This is a genomic window from Arthrobacter sp. ZGTC412 (assembly GCF_002929215.1).
Classification (GTDB): Bacteria; Actinomycetota; Actinomycetes; order Actinomycetales; family Micrococcaceae; genus Arthrobacter.
Genome location: NZ_PJII01000004.1, coordinates 268374 through 284720 on the forward strand (window position 1 = coordinate 268374; position 16347 = coordinate 284720).

At 66.1% G+C, this 16347-nt stretch carries 17 protein-coding genes and 1 riboswitch; of the genes, 8 read left to right on the top strand and 9 right to left on the bottom strand.

What is annotated here, in order from left to right; translation table 11 throughout:
- Nucleotides 1-16 precede the first annotated feature (16 nt).
- Genes CXQ88_RS07995 through CXQ88_RS08005 form a run of 3 tightly spaced genes read right to left on the bottom strand, consistent with a single transcriptional unit; the run spans nt 17 to nt 2990 of the window.
- Nucleotides 17-817 carry an energy-coupling factor transporter transmembrane component T family protein gene (locus CXQ88_RS07995; RefSeq protein WP_104043622.1) on the bottom strand — a complete coding sequence of 267 codons (801 nt, stop codon included), beginning with the start codon at nt 815-817 and terminating at the stop codon, nt 17-19.
- Nucleotides 814-2367, bottom strand: a complete 1554-nt coding sequence (locus CXQ88_RS08000) for an ABC transporter ATP-binding protein (protein ID WP_104043623.1) — start codon at nt 2365-2367, stop codon at nt 814-816. Before CXQ88_RS08000 ends, CXQ88_RS07995 begins: the two co-directional genes overlap by 4 nt.
- Complete coding sequence (locus tag CXQ88_RS08005) at nt 2367-2990, bottom strand: ECF transporter S component (RefSeq protein ID WP_104043624.1); 624 nt, start codon at nt 2988-2990, stop codon at nt 2367-2369. Before CXQ88_RS08005 ends, CXQ88_RS08000 begins: the two co-directional genes overlap by 1 nt.
- 54 nt (nt 2991-3044) lie before the next feature.
- Nucleotides 3045-3185: riboswitch (TPP riboswitch) on the bottom strand.
- Nucleotides 3186-3257: 72 nt separating this feature from the next.
- Here CXQ88_RS08005 and CXQ88_RS08010 point away from each other — a divergent pair.
- The 8 genes from CXQ88_RS08010 to CXQ88_RS08045 all read left to right on the top strand — a co-directional run bounded on the left by CXQ88_RS08010 (nt 3258) and on the right by CXQ88_RS08045 (nt 9786).
- Nucleotides 3258-3800, top strand: a complete 543-nt coding sequence (locus tag CXQ88_RS08010) for a heme-degrading domain-containing protein (RefSeq protein WP_104043625.1) — start codon at nt 3258-3260, stop codon at nt 3798-3800.
- Between the two features lie 86 nt (nt 3801-3886).
- Nucleotides 3887-4096 carry a hypothetical protein gene (locus tag CXQ88_RS08015; RefSeq protein WP_104043626.1) on the top strand — a complete coding sequence of 70 codons (210 nt, stop codon included), beginning with the start codon at nt 3887-3889 and terminating at the stop codon, nt 4094-4096.
- 142 nt (nt 4097-4238) lie between these two features.
- On the top strand, nt 4239-4715 hold the full coding sequence (locus CXQ88_RS08020) for a DUF4383 domain-containing protein (protein ID WP_104043627.1): 477 nt from the start codon (nt 4239-4241) through the stop codon (nt 4713-4715).
- Nucleotides 4716-4776: 61 nt separating this feature from the next.
- Nucleotides 4777-5838, top strand: a complete 1062-nt coding sequence (locus tag CXQ88_RS08025; RefSeq protein ID WP_104043628.1) for an iron-containing redox enzyme family protein — start codon at nt 4777-4779, stop codon at nt 5836-5838.
- Nucleotides 5835-6905, top strand: coding sequence for a glycosyltransferase (locus CXQ88_RS08030; RefSeq protein WP_258061749.1), 1071 nt, complete (start codon nt 5835-5837; stop codon nt 6903-6905). Before CXQ88_RS08025 ends, CXQ88_RS08030 begins: the two co-directional genes overlap by 4 nt.
- A complete protein-coding gene (locus CXQ88_RS08035) occupies nt 6902-7117 on the top strand; it encodes a CDGSH iron-sulfur domain-containing protein (RefSeq protein ID WP_104043629.1) in 216 nt (71 codons plus the stop codon). Before CXQ88_RS08030 ends, CXQ88_RS08035 begins: the two co-directional genes overlap by 4 nt.
- Before the next feature lie 110 nt (nt 7118-7227).
- Entirely contained in the window at nt 7228-9399 is a 2172-nt protein-coding gene (locus CXQ88_RS08040; RefSeq protein WP_104043630.1) for a hypothetical protein, read from the top strand.
- Between the two features lie 123 nt (nt 9400-9522).
- Nucleotides 9523-9786 carry a DUF4235 domain-containing protein gene (locus CXQ88_RS08045; RefSeq protein WP_104043631.1) on the top strand — a complete coding sequence of 88 codons (264 nt, stop codon included), beginning with the start codon at nt 9523-9525 and terminating at the stop codon, nt 9784-9786.
- 21 nt (nt 9787-9807) lie between these two features.
- On the opposite strand, the gene mnhG is transcribed toward CXQ88_RS08045, so the two are convergent.
- Genes mnhG through CXQ88_RS08075 form a run of 6 tightly spaced genes read right to left on the bottom strand, consistent with a single transcriptional unit; the run spans nt 9808 to nt 16242 of the window.
- Nucleotides 9808-10218: a monovalent cation/H(+) antiporter subunit G gene (mnhG, locus tag CXQ88_RS08050; RefSeq protein ID WP_104043632.1), complete on the bottom strand. Its 411-nt coding sequence runs from the start codon at nt 10216-10218 to the stop codon at nt 9808-9810.
- Nucleotides 10208-10486, bottom strand: a complete 279-nt coding sequence (locus CXQ88_RS08055; RefSeq protein WP_104043633.1) for a monovalent cation/H+ antiporter complex subunit F — start codon at nt 10484-10486, stop codon at nt 10208-10210. The genes mnhG and CXQ88_RS08055 overlap by 11 nt, the downstream gene beginning before the upstream one ends.
- A complete protein-coding gene (locus CXQ88_RS08060; RefSeq protein WP_104043634.1) occupies nt 10483-11028 on the bottom strand; it encodes a Na+/H+ antiporter subunit E in 546 nt (181 codons plus the stop codon). Before CXQ88_RS08060 ends, CXQ88_RS08055 begins: the two co-directional genes overlap by 4 nt.
- Nucleotides 11025-12629, bottom strand: a complete 1605-nt coding sequence (locus tag CXQ88_RS08065; protein ID WP_104043635.1) for a Na+/H+ antiporter subunit D — start codon at nt 12627-12629, stop codon at nt 11025-11027. The genes CXQ88_RS08060 and CXQ88_RS08065 overlap by 4 nt, the downstream gene beginning before the upstream one ends.
- Nucleotides 12626-13147: a Na(+)/H(+) antiporter subunit C gene (locus CXQ88_RS08070; protein ID WP_104043636.1), complete on the bottom strand. Its 522-nt coding sequence runs from the start codon at nt 13145-13147 to the stop codon at nt 12626-12628. Before CXQ88_RS08070 ends, CXQ88_RS08065 begins: the two co-directional genes overlap by 4 nt.
- Nucleotides 13144-16242, bottom strand: a complete 3099-nt coding sequence (locus tag CXQ88_RS08075) for a Na+/H+ antiporter subunit A (protein ID WP_104043637.1) — start codon at nt 16240-16242, stop codon at nt 13144-13146. The genes CXQ88_RS08070 and CXQ88_RS08075 overlap by 4 nt, the downstream gene beginning before the upstream one ends.
- Between the last annotated feature and the right edge of the window lie 105 nt (nt 16243-16347).

Sequence of the window (16347 nt, forward strand, 5' to 3'; positions counted from 1 at the left end):
ACAGCAGAAGCCCCAGTCAGCTTCCCAGCCACACCATGTTCCACGTGCCTGCCCAGACTGCCGCAGCAAAGGCTGCACCCGCCATCAGCAGGCCACCACCAAGAACCCACACGTCCAGTCCGCTGTAGGTGGATTCCCGCGCCCACGTCCGCCTTCCGCCGCCGAAACCGCGCGCCTCCATGGTGACGGCCAGCCTTGAGGCACGCCGAATGGCCTGAACCAGGAGCCCGAAACTTTGGCCCAGCGTCGCCTTCACCCGCTGCAGGGCACTTCCGCGGGAACCGACGCCGCGGGCACGGCGGGCCATCCCGATGGTCTGCCACTCCTCCGCCATCAGCCCCACCAAGCGCATGGCGGCCAAGGTCCCCAGCACAAACCGGTGTGGAAGGCGCGCCTTTTGCGCCAGCGCATCGGCTAGGTCTGTGGGATCGGTGCAGCTCATCAGCAGCACCGCCGGCAGCGCAATCGCCAGGCCACGAAGCATAAAGCCGACCCCCAGCTCCAGCGAGCCTTCGCTCATGGTCCAGATGCCGACGTCGATCAGCGTCTTTCCGCTGTCCGCCGCCAGGATGGAGGTGCTCCAGCCGCCGACGGCCGCGGCGAGGATCAGCGGCCACCCCCGCTGCCACAGCAGTGTCAAAGTGAGTCCCGCCAACGGGAACAGCAGGAACTCAAAGGCCAGCGCCACGGAGGCGGACACCCAGTCGATGGACAGCGCCAGCACGGCCGTGATGAGGAAGACGGCGGCGAACTTACTCAGCGGGTTAGCGCGGGTCAGGAGGGCGTGGTTGCCGTGCAAGTTCAGCTCCTCCCTCATGGCGCCACCGCCGCTGCCGCCAAGCGCAATTCCGTTCCGCCCAGCGCCGCCGTGAACTCGGCATCGTGCGTCACGGACACCACCGCGGCGCCGGCGTCCAGGAGTTCGGACAGGAACGATGCCAGCTCCGCCCAGGTGTTGGCGTCCTGCCCGAAGGTGGGTTCATCGAGGACCAGGACCTGGGGATGCGCGGCCAGGACTGTGGCCACCGAGAGCCGCCTCTTCTCGCCGCCGGAGAGCGTATATGGATTTGCGTCAACGAGTCCGGTGAGCCGGAGCCGCTCCAGCAGCTCATCCACCCGCTCCTGGCCGTGCCCGAGGTGCCGCGGGCCAAAGCGCAGTTCGTCCAGCACATTTCCGGTGACGAACTGGTGCTCGGGTTCCTGGAAAACCGTACCCACACGCTCGATCAGCTGCTCGGCTTTCCACCTGTACGGGTCGACTCCGGCGCCCCTGCTAAGCGCCAAGGTGGCGGAAACCTCGCCGGCGACAGGCTGCAGCAACCCGGCGAGGGTCAGTGCAAACGTCGATTTCCCTGCGCCGTTGGGCCCGGTGATGGCCAGGGCTTGCCCTGCCCGGACCTGTGCGGAAATGCCCTGTTGCACCGGCACGGGCGCCAGTTTGCGGAAACCCTTGCGGCGGGCACGTTCCCGCGATACGGCCAGTTTCTCGGCGGCAAGCAGCAGATCCCCAGTACCGGGAGCAGGATCCGCCGCACGGAGACGCGTAGCCGGAACATAACCAGGCACCCAGACCCCGGCCGCAACAAGCATGCTTCGGGCTTCCCTGAGAACCTGGTCCGGCGGCCCATCCAGCAGCACGGCAGGATCCGTTAAAGAACCGGGTTGCAGCACCACAATCCGGTCCACCAGGTCCTTCCAGACAGACACGCGGTGCTCCACCACCACCAGCGTTGCCCCGGTTTTGTCGAGGCAACGGCCTACGGCGTCACGCACCTCCACCACCCCGGCGGGGTCCAGGTTGGCCGTCGGCTCATCGAGGAGAATCAGCCCCGGCCTCATGGCAAGGATGCCGGCGAGCGCCAGCCGCTGTTTCTGCCCCCCGGACAGGGCGGACGTCGGGTGGTCCAGCGGCAGGTGGGAGAGCCCGACGTCGTCCAGCGCCTCGTGCACTCGGGTCCAGATGTCGGCGCGCGGCACGGCGAGGTTCTCGGCACCGAAGGCGACGTCGTCACCCACCCGGGAGAGGACCACCTGCGTCTCCGGGTCCTGCTGCATCAGTCCGGCCCTGCCGCGCTGCTCGCGGGGGGAGGCGCCGTCAATCAGCAGCGAACCCGACTCATCGGAATCGCTGGCCGCGCCGTCGTCGTCGTTTGCATCCCCCAACACCCCTGCCAACGCATGGAGGAGCGTGGACTTGCCTGCGCCGGACGGGCCCAGCAGGAGCACGCGCTCCCCCGGCCGGATGTCCAGGTCAAGGGCACGCACAGCAGGCTTGGACCTCCCGGCGTGCCGCCAGCCCCAGCCGAGGGCGGTGACGGCAGCCGGCCGCGCCGCCACCGACGCGCCGTGAAGGGAAGGAGCGGTCATCAGGAGAAGACGGGCTCCGTAGCTGCCTTGCGCGACGCAAAGGAGCTCAGGACTCCGGTCTTCGCCAGGCCGCGGGTGGCGATCCAGGACAGGACTCCGGCGATCACGGCACCGGAGATCGCGGTGAAGACGATGTAGGCCAGCTTGTCCCCGCCGGAATAGGCGATGTTCCAGCCCCAGGGCGCGAAGGAGTCATTCAGGCCGCAGAACAGCCCGGCAGCAGCGCCGGCGAGCAGGGATACCGGCAGGTTGAACTTCCGGTACACGAAAATCGCGAAGATGATTTCGGCGCCCAAGCCCTGGACAAACCCGGAGAACAGCACGGAGGCGCCGTACTGCGAACCCATGAGCAGTTCACCGGTGGCTGCAACGGTCTCACAGAAGAGTGCGGCTCCTGGCTTCCGGATGATGAGCATGCCCAGCACCGCGGGGATCATCCAGCCGCCGGCCAACAAGCCAGTGAGCGGCGGGTAAAGGGCGTTCATGGGTGCCGAGACTGCGGCGGCCCCCTGGGACCAGGCCCAGAAAATGACGCCGCCTGCGATGGCGATCAACGCTGCCACCACGATGTCCACGACGCGCCAGGACTTACTGGTGGTCTTCTTGATTGCTGTAGTTGCCATGCGATCCTCCTGAGGAACAGGAGGGGAAAGCACGGCAACGGCACGCCGCTGCGGTGCTTCGAGAACTCGACTCCCTTGCGCCGGTACTAACCGGATCAGGTTCGAGGGTCTGCGGCTGTCCGCACTCTCAGCGCCCACCTGCGGATCCTGGCTTGGCCAGTGATGCCCGACGGCGGCGCTCCCCTGTCGTTGAATGTTTCTGTGGGTAAATATTTGCCCTGGTGGGCGGGCTCCAGTTTACACCGGAGGAGGGGTAGATTGTGGGCCATGACTGCCAATTCCCCGCATGTGACTGAGTTCGATCCGGATTCCGATGCCACGCAGCCCGAAGGTTCGCTGCAAGCACTTATTGCCCGCATCGAGGGCGAAATCCGGGAGCTCCAGTTCCCTGCCTTCTCCATGGACGATGCACTGAACCTGGGGCTGCTGCTCGTGGAGCTGGGCAAGGAGGGCCAGTTCCCCATCGCGATTGACATCACCAAAGGCGAGCAGGTCCTGTTCCATGTGGCCCTGACCGGCGCCACCCCTGACAACGAGCACTGGATCCGGGCCAAACAGCGAACCGCTGCCCGGTACGAGGCGCCCTCCCTGCTGGTGGGGCTGCGCGCCCGGCTCGGCGGCGGACGGATTGAAGACCAGGGCTGGTTCGACCAGAGCCGGTATGCAGCTCACGGCGGCTCCTTCCCCGTATACGTCACTGGGGTGGGCGCGGTCGCTACGGTAACTGTCTCAGGGCTTCCCCAGGTGCAGGACCACGAACTGGTGGTACAGGCCCTGCGCGAGGTCCTCAGCTCCATGCGGACGGGCTGACGCCCGCCTTAACCAGCGCAATGGATCCCCCGGAACGCCCGGAGTACATTCAAAGCGGGTGGCGGAAGTTCCAAAGGAGGGGCGCCATGCTCGGTAATGCAGCCGATAACCAGGTGCGGGCGGCGGTGGACAAGGCCGCGGAGGAAATGATCTACATTGGCCCGGACCACCCTTACTATCCCCTGCTGGCGGAACTGGTGTCCGCCGTCGGAAATGCCTGGCAGCAGGGGTACGAGCACGGCCGCCGCGGCGGGCACCATTCAAACCCCTATGTGTGGAGCAGCTCGGAGGACTAAGGGCCACCAACGGTGCGGAAGCTGCGGGCGGGGGCTGCCAGGGCACCCGGGCGCGGCGGACCCCTCAGCAGGATGGCCGCACTTAGCTTAAATTAGTAATCATGCTTACTATGTTGTCTCCAGGCTTTTGAGGAGACAGGTCATGACAGTCAGCACCCGCGCCACCGGAGCGAGGACAGGCCTGCAAAAGGCTGCCCTCGCCACGGGCGCCCTCTTCCTGCTGGTGGGTGTCCTGGGATTCATCCCCGGGATCACCACTAATTACGAATCATTGGGCATGGCCGGGCACGGCTCGGGAGCCCTGCTTATGGGTGTCTTCCAGGTGTCAGGCCTGCACAATATCGTGCACCTGGCCTTCGGGGCGGCCGGACTGCTGCTGGCAAGGACCCACCAACAGGCAAGGAGCTTCCTCATCTACGGGGGCGTTATCTACCTGGTCCTCTGGCTGTACGGCCTCCTGGTGGGCGATGACACCCCCGCGAATTTTGTCCCCGTCAACGGCGCTGACAACTGGCTGCACCTTGCCCTGGGCCTGGCCATGATCATCCTCGCCATCCTGCTTTCCCCGCGAACCACCCCACGGCGCAGCCGCGAACGCGGCCTGAACGCCCAGTCCTAACCGAAGCCGCCACCGTCGACGGCGCAGCACCGGCAGCACCGCTGCCGCCCGAAGGAGCATCATGAAGATCCCGGAACCCAGAGGTCCCATCAGTACCGCCCTGTTCAGCGCCCTGGCAGCTGCAGCCGGGACCGACCACGCCGCAGCGGGCGTCGAGGAACTGCGCCGGCTGGTCACGGAACAGCTGCCGGCAACCACTGACATCATCGGGGACGACGACGTCCAGCTGGCACTTTTCTGCCTCTACGAGCTCCACTACTCCGGCCTTGAAGGCGTGGATGATGAGTGGGAATGGGAGCCGGACCTCATCCAGGTCCGCCGCCTGCTCGAAAGGCCATTCGAGCAAGCGCTGCGGGCGGCTGCCCAGTCCGCAGCCGGCCAGCTGGACCTGCCACCTGCGGCAGAGATGACCAGTGACGCCGTCGCCGACGTCCTGTTCGGCCTGGCCGCCACCGACACCGGACCCAGCGTCTCCCGCTATGTGGCCAAGAAGGCGACCCTGGAGCAGCTCAAGGAGTTCCTGGTCCACAAGTCCGTCTACCAGCTCAAGGAAGCGGACCCGCACACCTGGGCCATCCCCCGGCTCACCGGCAGGCCGAAGGCTGCACTGGTGGAGATCCAGGCCGACGAGTACGGCGGAGGGCGCCCTGAACGCATGCACAGTGCGCTCTTTGCCCGCACCATGCGGGGCCTGGGAATGGACGACCACTACGGCGCCTACGTCGAAGCAGTACCGGCCGTGTCCCTTTCGGCGGTCAACATGATGTCCCTGTTCGGGCTTAACCGGCGTCTCCGGGGCGCCATCACCGGACACCTGGCCATCTACGAAATGACCTCTTCCCAGCCCAACCGCCTGTACGGCAACGGTTTCCGCCGGCACGGCTTTGACGCCGAGGTCACCCACTACTTTGACGAGCACGTGGAAGCCGACGCGGTCCACGAGCAGATCGCCGGCCGCGACCTCGCAGGAGGTCTTGTGGAGGCCGAACCCGAGCTGCTCGGGGACGTCCTGTTCGGGGCGACGGCTGTGATGGCGATCGATGGCAGGCTTTCGACGCACCTTTTGGCTTGCTGGGAAAGCGGAGAGACCTCACTGAGGGCGGCAGTGCCGGCGGCAGCGTGAGCACTGCAGCCATGGGGCAGTCTGCAGAGTACATCCTGCCGCTGCGCTGGACCGAGGATTCGGGACTGCCGGACCTTGCTGCCTACCTCGGGCGCCTCTCCGGGTGGATACCTGTCACCGTGGTGGACGGCTCCGCACCGGAGCTGTTCGAGCGGCATCGGGCCGCCTTCCCGCCTGCCGTTCGCCACATCCGTCCGGAGCCGGGCGGCCTCGGCCGCAGGCGGGGCAACGGCGGCGGCAACGGTAAGGTGGCCGGTGTGATGACCGGCGTCGGGGCTGCCAGGGCGGAGCTGCTGGTGATCGCCGACGACGACGTGCGCTACACGCGTGAATCGCTCGCCGCCGTCGTCAATCACCTTCGGTCAGCGGATGTTGTGCGGCCGCAGAACTACTTCGACCCCCTGCCGTGGCACGCCTGGTGGGACACGTCCAGGACCCTGATCAACCGGGCCTGGTCCGCGGACTTCCCCGGCACCCTGGCCGTGCGCCGGAGCGCGTTGCTGGCCACCGGCGGCTACGGTCCGGTCCTCTTCGAGAACCTCGAGCTGATCAGGACCGTTATTGCAGCGGGCGGCGTGGAGAAGGTCTTGCCGGACCTGTTCGTTGCCCGCAAGCCGCCCGGGCCGCGCCACTTCCTCAAGCAGCGCACCCGCCAGGCATACGACGATTTCGCCCAGCCGCTCCGCCTCGCCGCGGAACTTTCCCTGCTTCCGGTGATTGCCGCAGCAGCCTGCCTCCCCGCAAGGCACCGCGGGAAAGCCTTCCTGGTATTGGCGGCGGCACCGGTCATCATTGCCGGAATCGGGCGACGGCGGCACAACGGGACAACCGTCTTTCCCTTCCGCGCGGTGTGGTGCGCCCCGCTATGGGTTCTGGAGCGGGCGGTCTGCATCTGGATTGCCCTTGCCTACCGCCTGGGCGGGGGCATCCCCTATGCCGGGACCCGGCTCAAGACCGCAGCCCACTCTGAGGCCGAGCTCAAGCGCCGGCACTCCGGAAAACTGGCCGCCATGCACCAGCAAGACACACAGACTTCCGCCCGCAATCCCCACCAGGAGCAGCAATGAACCAGGAACCCGCCGAAAGCTCAATAGTGGTGTGCCCCGACGGGCCGCTGATTGTCCGGGGCGACTTTGAAATCGTGACGCCCTCCGGGGCCCCGGTCCCCCGCCAGCGCCAGACCGTGGCACTGTGCCGCTGCGGCGCGTCGGCCATCAAGCCCTACTGCGACGGCACGCACAAAATGATCAAGTTCAGGACGGAACCGCCGGCGGACTGACAACGCCGCGCCGAGGATCAGCGTCAGGCCCCGCTGTTGACAGTCCGGGGCTGGTCCAGAAGGATAGGTGCTGTTCCAGAAATCGCTTTCTCGGCAGGAGGGTGTGTGTCTTGCACAGCCAGTACACCGCCATCGACCGGAAGTCCCTGGTCCGCCGCCACAACGTGGAACAACGAAGCCTTGATCCCCGCAGTCCCGTCACAGTAGGAAACGGGGAGTTCTGCTTCACCGTGGACCTCACCGGCCTGCAAAGCTTCCCAGCGGCCTACCCGGTGGGGGCCCGAGGCGAACTGCCACCGGGCACGCTGCTGGGCACGCAGTCCCAGTGGGGCTGGCACTCCGTTCCTCCGGACGGGGACTACCGGCTGGACGATTCCGTCGTCCTCTACGACTCGCCGCGGGGACCGGTGCCGTACGTGGACATGGCAGGCGGCATGGTGGACGGGGAGGAGACCTGGACGTCCCCTTCGGAGGCCTGGCTGCGCGCCAACCCGCACCGCCTCGACCTGGGCAGGATAGGCTTCGCCCTTTCCGGCAGCAACGCGGGCCCTTTGGATGATGAAGACATTTTGGGCCCCTGCCAGGCACTCGACCTGTGGACCGGCACGGTCACCAGCAGCTTCACCTTCCGGGGCCATCCGGTGAGCGTGACGACGGCGTGCCATCCGCGCCGGGACGAATTAGGGATTCGCGTGGAGTCCTCCGCCCTCCGCGAAGGCCTGGGCATCTCCTTCGCTTTCCCCTACGGTTCCGAGGCCTGGCATGACGCCGCAGACTGGTCCCACCCTGAAGCCCACACCACCGCGCTCCTGGAGTTGCCCGGGGACGGAACCTGCCGGCGCTGGCTGATACACCGGGAGTTGGACGCCTCCGGCTACCAGGTGGCGGTCACGGGGGCCGGGGTGGAACTCATTTCCACGGGTCCGCACGAGCTTCTGCTGCGCGCCGCAGGCGGACAGGACGTCCTGGACGTCGCCGTTCATTTCATCAGCACCGGTCAAGGTGACTGCCTGCTTCGTGGCGGCGCTGCACACGGCAAGGGCGAGTCCGGATCCGGCACGTCGGCCACCGCCATGCCGGGCACCGCCGTGGTGGAGGCATCCCGGGCCTACTGGCCGGACTTCTGGAAGTCAGGAGGCGCCGTCGAACTCGCAGGCACGGATGATCCCCGGGCAGCGGAACTGGAACGCAGGATAGTCCTCTCCCAGTACCTGACGGCCATCAACTGCGCGGGTTCCCTGCCACCGCAGGAGACCGGGCTGGTGTGCAACTCCTGGCGCGGCCGCTTCCACCTTGAAATGCACTGGTGGCACGCAGCCCACTTCGCGCACTGGAACCGCACCACGCTCCTGCTCCCGGCGCTGCGCTGGTACGGCTCCATCCTGGAACGGGCGGGCCAAACAGCCAGGAGCCAAGGGTTCGACGGCGTCCGCTGGCCCAAGCAGGTGGGGCCGGACGGGCGGGAGAGCCCCAGCACCATCGGCACCTTCCTGGTCTGGCAGCAGCCGCACCCGATTCACCTCGCTGAACTGGCTTACCGCGCCGAGCCGTCAAGGGAGCTGCTGGAGGAGTTCGCAGGGATCGTGTTCGAAACGGCGGAATTTATGGCCAGCTTCTCGCACCCCACGGTGCGGGGGTTCGAACTGGGCCCGCCCCTGGTCCCGGCGCAGGAAAGCTACGAGGCAATGAGGGGCGCTGTCACCAACCCCACCTTCGAGCTCGCCTACTGGCAGTGGGCCCTGCGCGTTGCAAGTAGCTGGCGGTCACGCCTTGGCCTGGAACCGCGGGAGCACTGGCGGGCGGTGGCGGACGGCTTGGTCCGGCCAAAGGTCATCGACGGCACCTACGCCGCGATCGGCGTCGAGCCTTTCACCATCCGCACCGACCACCCGTCCATGCTTTGCGCCCTCGGCGTCCTGCCGCTGACCGATCTCATCGATCCGGAAATCATGCGGGCCACCTTGGCCGGAGTTCTCACGGACTGGGACTGGGACAGCACCTGGGGCTGGGACTACCCGGTGATGGCTATGACGGCGGCGCGCATGGATGATCCGGAAGCCGCCGTCGACGCCCTGCTGCTGGACGCCGCCAAGAACACCGTGCTGCCCAACGGGCACAACCGGCAAACCGACCCGCTGCCCCTGTATCTGCCGGGCAACGGCGGGCTGCTGGCGGCCGTCGCCCTGATGGCTGCAGGCTGGGACGGCGGACCGGACCGGCATGCCCCGGGCTTCCCGCCGGACTGGACCGTGGTTTGGGAAGGCCTGGTCAAGGCGCCGTAGCGGCGCCGTCTGGTCCTCCGGGCTACTCACTGCCGCTGCGTGGCTGGCGGGCCTGTGCTGTTGAACGGCAGAGGGCAGTTAGGCTGGGTACAGCCTGTTTTCCGCCCCCAAGGAGTACCAAGAATGAATCTCTTCATCAAGCTGCTCGGCACCGGTGTGAGCCTCGGCGCCGGCTTCGTCGGGACCAAGCTGGTCAACACCATCTGGGAAAAATCCACCGGACGGAAGCCGCCTACCGGCAAAGACGAGGACATCCCCACGAGCCTTCAGTCCGCGCTGACCTTCGCGCTCATCTCGGCCTCGGTAAGCACCATCATCCAGGTCCTGGCCAACCGCGGTACCCAGCGGGCCATCACCCGGTTCGCGAAGAGCAAGGACATCGCCTGACCAGACGGGACCGTTCAGCAGTTACTTTTTAGAGCCGTCGCCGGAATCGTCCTCACGGGCGGTTTTGGCGGCGGCTTTTTGCACTACTGCCTCCAACTCGTCGGACGTCAGCAACTCGCGGTGCAGGTGTTTGGTGCGGTAACCCGCCCTGCCCACCATGTGGGCGGACACCGGTACCGTCAGAAGCTGGAAGATCCAGGCGACCACCAGGACGGGCCACACCCACCAAGTGCGCATCTGCAGACCGATGGCCGCCAGCAGCAGGAACAGCCCCAGCACCTGCGGCTTGGTGGCGGCGTGCATGCGGCTCAGGAGGTCCGGGAAGCGGAGCAGGCCGATCGCGGCCCCCAGGGACATAACGGCACCCACCACCATAAAGACGGCGGACACCAGGTCCACCCAGTAGTCCATGCCGGTAGCGTCAGGACTCACCTGGCACCTCCCTTCGGTCGGCCACAAACCGGGCAACGGTCACGGACCCCAAGAAGCCGATGATGGAGATGGCCACCACCAGCATCAGGTTGTTCAGGTGCCGGTTCACGGCCATATCCACGCACAGGGCGCCGCCGAGGATAGCCAGCAGGACGTCCGCTGCGAGCACGCGGTCCAGCAGCGAGGGCCCGCGGGCGATCCTGATGATGGCACCGGCTGCGGCGAGCGAGAAAATGACGGCCGTAAGGACCAGGACTGTCTGCATCATGCCGATGCCTCCAGCCGGACGGCGTCGAGTTCTTCCTTGGTGCCCATGATCCTGATCAGCCCGGCTTCGATGGCACGCACCTCTTTCTTCAGGTTGTCAACGTCCGCAGCGGAACTGATGTTCAGTGCATGCAGGTAGAGGGTGGACGTGGACCTGTCCACCTCCACCACCAGCGACCCCGGGATCAGGGAAATCACGTGCCCCGTCGCCGTGACCAGCAGGTCCTGGTGGCTCCGCAGCGTCACGGCCACCACTGCGTTTTTCACCCTCGGTCCGCGCACCACGGCCAGGTACAGGACCTGCGCACTGGCAACCACCACCTTGGCCAAAAACACGAGGGCGAAGGGTACGGCGTAAAGAACGTTGAACCGGCCGCTCAATTCCACCGGCGGGAGATAGAACAACCTGGCGACGGCAACGGCCAGCAGTGCACCGAACAGGAGATTTCCGGGGCTGAAGTCCTGCCAGAGGGCACCCCAGACAATGACCAGCCACACCAGGAGGGGAAGCTCCTGGCGCAGTGAAATGCGACGACGGCTCATTTTCCCCCTCCGGACGTCAGGACCATCGGAACCACGGTGTCCTCGCCCAGAACGGCGTGGATATAGGAGGTCCTGTCCAGCATGTCCTCCGCGGCCTGGTCCGAAACCGTAAACAACGGCCCGGCGAAGACCGTAAGCGCGACGCCGAGAACCACCAGTCCCAGCGTGGAACCCACCATGGTGCGCGGCAGGAGGGTCACGGTGTTCCGCTTGGCACCCGGGCCGGCCACTCGCGCCAGCGGCGGGGCAAGCAGTACGGGATCCGGATGTTCGGCGTCAGCGGGGCTGCGCCAGAAGGCGCGGTTCCAGACCCTGGCGACTGCAAGAAGTGTGAGCAGGCTGGTGAGGACCCCGCCGATCACCAGGGCGTAGGCCAGCGGAGTGCCCAGCTCAATGCCGGCCTGCATCAGCCCCACCTTCCCCAGGAACCCGGAGAACGGCGGGATGCCGGCCAGGTTCATGGCGGGAACGAAGAAGAGCAGCGCCAGCAGCGGCGAAAGTTTGGCGAGGCCGCCCAGTCGGTCCACCGAGGAACTGCCGCCGCGGCGTTCAATCAGGCCGGTCACCAGGAAGAGGCTGGTCTGGATGGTGATGTGGTGGGCCACGTAGAAGACAGCCGCCCCCAGCCCTGCGGTGGAAGACATGGCCAGGCCGAACACCATGTAGCCGATGTGGCTGACCAGCGTGAACGAGAGCAGACGTTTGATGTCGTCCTGGGCCAGCGCACCAAGGATTCCCACCACCATGGTCAGCAGCGCGGCCACCATCAGGGGTGTGTTCAGGGTGTCCCCGGGAAAGAGCAGGGTTTCGGTACGCACCATGGCGTAAACGCCCACCTTGGTGAGCAGGCCCGCGAACACGGCGGTGACCGGCGCGGGCGCGGTGGGGTACGAGTCCGGCAGCCAGAAGGACAGCGGGAAGACAGCCGCCTTGATACCGAAAGCCACCAGCAGCATCACGTGCAGGAGGGTTTTGGTGCCCTGGTCCAGCTCGCCGAGCTTGATGGCAAGGTCGGCCATGTTGACGGTTCCCGTGGCCCCGTAAACCATGGCGATGGAGATCAGGAACAGCACCGACGACACCACGGACACCACCACGTAGGTGACGCCCGCCCGGATCCTCGGCCCGGTGCCGCCGAGGGTCATCAGGACATAGCTTGCGGTCAGCAGGATCTCGAAGCCCACGTAGAGGTTAAAGAGGTCACCGGAGAGGAACGCGTTCGAAACCCCCGCCACCAGGATCAGGTACGTGGGGTGGAAGATCGAGACCGGGGCGTCCTGGTCGCCGTCGGCCATGCCCTGCCCTGTGGCGTACACCAGCACGGCGAGGCTCACCGCCGAGGAGACCACCAGCATCAGGGAGGAGAACTGGTCCACCACCATCACGATTCCCCACGGCGGCAGCCAGCCGCCGATGGTCACGGCAGCAGTCCCGCCGTCCCACACCGAAGCCAGCAGGAAGCATTCCAGCAGGAGCGTGAGGGACAGCAGCGCGATGCTGACCGCCCGCTGTGCCCGGGAGTGCCGGATCAGCAGGAAGGTCAGGGCGGCGCCCAGGATGGGAAGTACGACGGCGAGCGGGGCAAAGCTTGCGATGTTCACTTTCCGACTCCTTCCGGGCCAGGGGCCACATTGTTGGAGCCGGGTTTCTCTTCTGCGGCTGCACGCTCGGCGGGAATTTCACGGCCGCCCGCCACGACCGTCGCCACCGGGAATTCGGACGTTTCTTCGGGGATCTCGGCGTCGTCTTCGGCGTCGAAGCTTGGCGTTACCGCCACCCGGAGGTCTTCAACGTCGTCCTGGATCTCATCCTGGCGCGCCAGCACCCACGTGCGGTAGATGATGCCCAGCATAAAAGCCGTGACTGCAAAGGAGATCACGATGGACGTCAGGATCAGCGCCTGGGGAAGTGGATCGTTGTAGTCCTGCGCCGCAATGTCCTTTGAATACAGCGGGGCGAGCCCGGAGTATCCGCCGGTTGCCAGGATCAGCAGGTTGGTGGCATTCGCCAGGAGCATCAGTCCCAGCAGCACACGCGTGAGGCTGCGTTCCAGGATCAGGTAGATTCCGCAGGCGTACAGGGCACCCATCACAATCAGGAGGGTCAGGTTCACGCTCATGCTTGGCCCTTTGCGGTGGTTTCGGCGGACAGGCCTTCCGGCTCCTCCTCGTGTGCGGATGCGGGGGTATCTGCATCCCGCATGTCTGCGGCGGACACAGCCCCGGCGAATTCCGGCTCGTCATCGGTGCGATCACCGGCGGGAGCGGCGGACCGCTCTTCAAGGTGCTCGTCGATTTCGGCGCCGAGGCTCCGCAGGACGTCCAGCACCAGGCCCACCACCACGATGTACACGCCGATATCGAAGATGGTTGAGGTGACGAACTTGATGTCACCAAACACCGGCAGCCAGAGGTCGATGATGGCCGTCTGGAACACCTGGCCGCCCAGCAGCAGCGGCGCCACCCCCGAGATTGCGGCAACTGCCAGCCCGACACCCAGGAGGGCGCCCGCGCTCACGGGTGTGGCCTCGCTGAGTTCAAACCGCCCGCCGGCAAGGTAGCGGATGGTCAGGGCAAGGCCTGCGGTGAGGCCGCCTGCAAAACCTCCGCCCGGAAGGTTGTGGCCGGCCAGCAGGAGGTACAACGAGAAGATGATCATGGAGTGGAAAATCAGCCGGGTCACAACTTCGAAAATGATGGAGCGGCGTTCCGGGGCAAGGGTCCGGCCGGCGACAATCCACGCGTCCCTGGCGGAGGCGGCGAACTTCCGGCTGACGGCGAGCGCGGCGGCGTCCCGCGTGCTGGGGTTGACTGCGCGGTAGCGGCCCACTGTGCCCGCGGCGACGGTGGCGGAATTCTTAATGTGGTCGCCGCGGCCTCGGATGAAGATAAGGCTGGCGACACCTGTGGCTGCCAGGGCAAGGACGGTAATCTCGCCGAAGGTGTCCCAGGCACGGATGTCCACAAGCGTCACGTTGACGATGTTCAATCCCCCGCCGCCCTCGTAAGCGAGCCGCGGGAATTCCAGCGAAACAGGGATGGCTGTCCGGGCTCCCATGGCGTAAATGGCCGCAAAAACCATGGTGACGCCGAAGCACAGGCCGATGATGACCCGCACCACGCGGTATTTGCCGCCGGTTCGGTCGCGGAGCTCCGGCGGCAGGCTGCGCAGCGCCAGGACGAAGGCCACCAGGACGATGGTTTCCACCAGCATTTGGGTCAGGGCCAGGTCCGGGGCGCCTTGGAGAGCAAACATCAGGGCGATGCCGTAGCCGGTGACGGACACCATCAGTACCGCCAGGAAACGCTTGTTGGCTTTGACCGCGGCCAAGGCACCGATCACGATTCCCGCGCCTACCACCAGCTGGAGGGGGGAACCTGGATCCACAAGGTAGATACCGTCCGGCAACGGCTTGCCCGCCAGCAGGATGGCCGCCAGCGGCAGCACAAAGGCGACGCTGAGGATAACGGCCAGGTAGTAATACAGCGAACCGCGCTGGGTGCGGCCGGTGACCCACACCGCCACATCATCCAGCGCTCCAACGGTGTACTGGTAGGCCTTGTCCGCATCTACCCACGCCGGCACCACGGACTGGGCCCGCGAAACCACGTTGCGGCCCAAGTACATCGCCACGCCAAGCGCGAAGGTGAGGCCCGTCAGGCCCAGCGCGGGCGTGAAGCCATGCCACAGGGCGAGGTGACCTGCCTGCTCAGCGGGCGTACCGGCGTCAGGAGCGGAAGAAGCAAACAGGGCGGCGTACGGCTGAATCCAGGCGTCCACCGGGACCGGCCACAGGCCGTAGGCAATGGTCAGGACGCTGAGGATTGCCGGCGCGGCCAGGAACGAGGGGCTGATGGACTTAAAGGGCGTGCGCTCCACGCCCGGCTTGACGGCAAATGCGCCCCACATAAAGCGTGCGCTGTACGCGAAGGTAAGAATCGATCCCAGGACAAGCCCGGCCAAAACAACCATCACCCAAGGGCCGGCGGCGGGGTCGCCTGCGTGGTGGACGAACGCCTCCAGCACCGATTCCTTGGCCACGAAGCCGCCCAGGAAAGGCACTCCTGCCATCGATGCGGCGCCGATGCCGGCCACAATCCCCAGTGCGCGGGAGGACCGGAAAACCCCGGAGAGCTTTCGGACGTCGCGGGTGCCGGACTGGTGGTCGATGATGCCCACCACCAGGAACAGGGTGGCCTTGAACAGGCCGTGGGCCAACAGCATCCCGAGGCCGGCGAGGGCTGCGTCCGGTGTTCCAAGCCCCACCACCATTGTGAGGAAGCCCAGCTGGCTCACCGTACCGTAGGCGAGGATGAGCTTGATGTCGGTCTGCCGCAGTGCGCGGTACCCGCCAACGAGCATGGTTGCCAGCCCGAGGCCCAGCACCACCGGATGCCAGAAAGACGTCTCGGAGAAGCCCGGGGCCAGCCGCGCAACGAGGTAAATGCCTGCTTTGACCATCGCCGCGGCGTGCAGGTACGCGCTGACCGGGGTGGGGGCGGCCATGGCTCCCGGGAGCCAGAAATGGAACGGGACCAGCGCCGATTTGGTAATGGCGCCGACCAGTATGAGTACGACGGCGGCACTCACCATGGCGCCCGAAGGCCCGCCCATAAGCGCGGGCGCCTGCTGGAGGATGTCCGAGATGCGGTAGGTGCCAGCTGCGTAGCCCAGCATGATCAGGCCCACCAGCATGGCCAGCCCGCCTGCGGTGGTGACCATCAATGCCTGAAGTGCGGACCGACGTGCCGCAAGCCTGGTCCGGGCAAACCCGATCAGGAGGTAGGACAAGATGGTGGTGAGTTCCCAGAAGATGAACAGCAGCAGGAGATCGTCCGCTACCACCAGGCCGAACATGGCCCCGGCGAAGGCCAGCAGCTGGGCTCCGAAGGCGCCCAGGTCCTGGTCCTTCCGTTTGAAGTACCGTGCGCAGTAGACAAGGACCAGCGAGCCGACGCCCAGCACCAGCAGGGACATGACCCACGCCAGGGCATCCATGCGGAAGGCGAACTCAAGCTGGAGGCCCGGAATCCAGGGGACCACTTCGGCCACCGCCCCGAGCTCCGAATAGATGGGGCCGTGCTGGAACAACAGCCAGAAGAAGGAGGCAGCGGGAACAGCCGCCAGTGCGTAAAAAGCGTTGCGGCCCCATGCTCTGAAGAGGAACGGCGCCACCACAGCCACCGTAAAGTGCACGGCAAGGACTGTGATCACTGTTATCTCCGCAACGTCAAGGATTCGATTGTCAATAGTTAGAGCAGGCGGTCATTCGTAAGGTTCGGGAAGGCACAGTTTATCAAGCCTCTGCTGTCGCTTTCC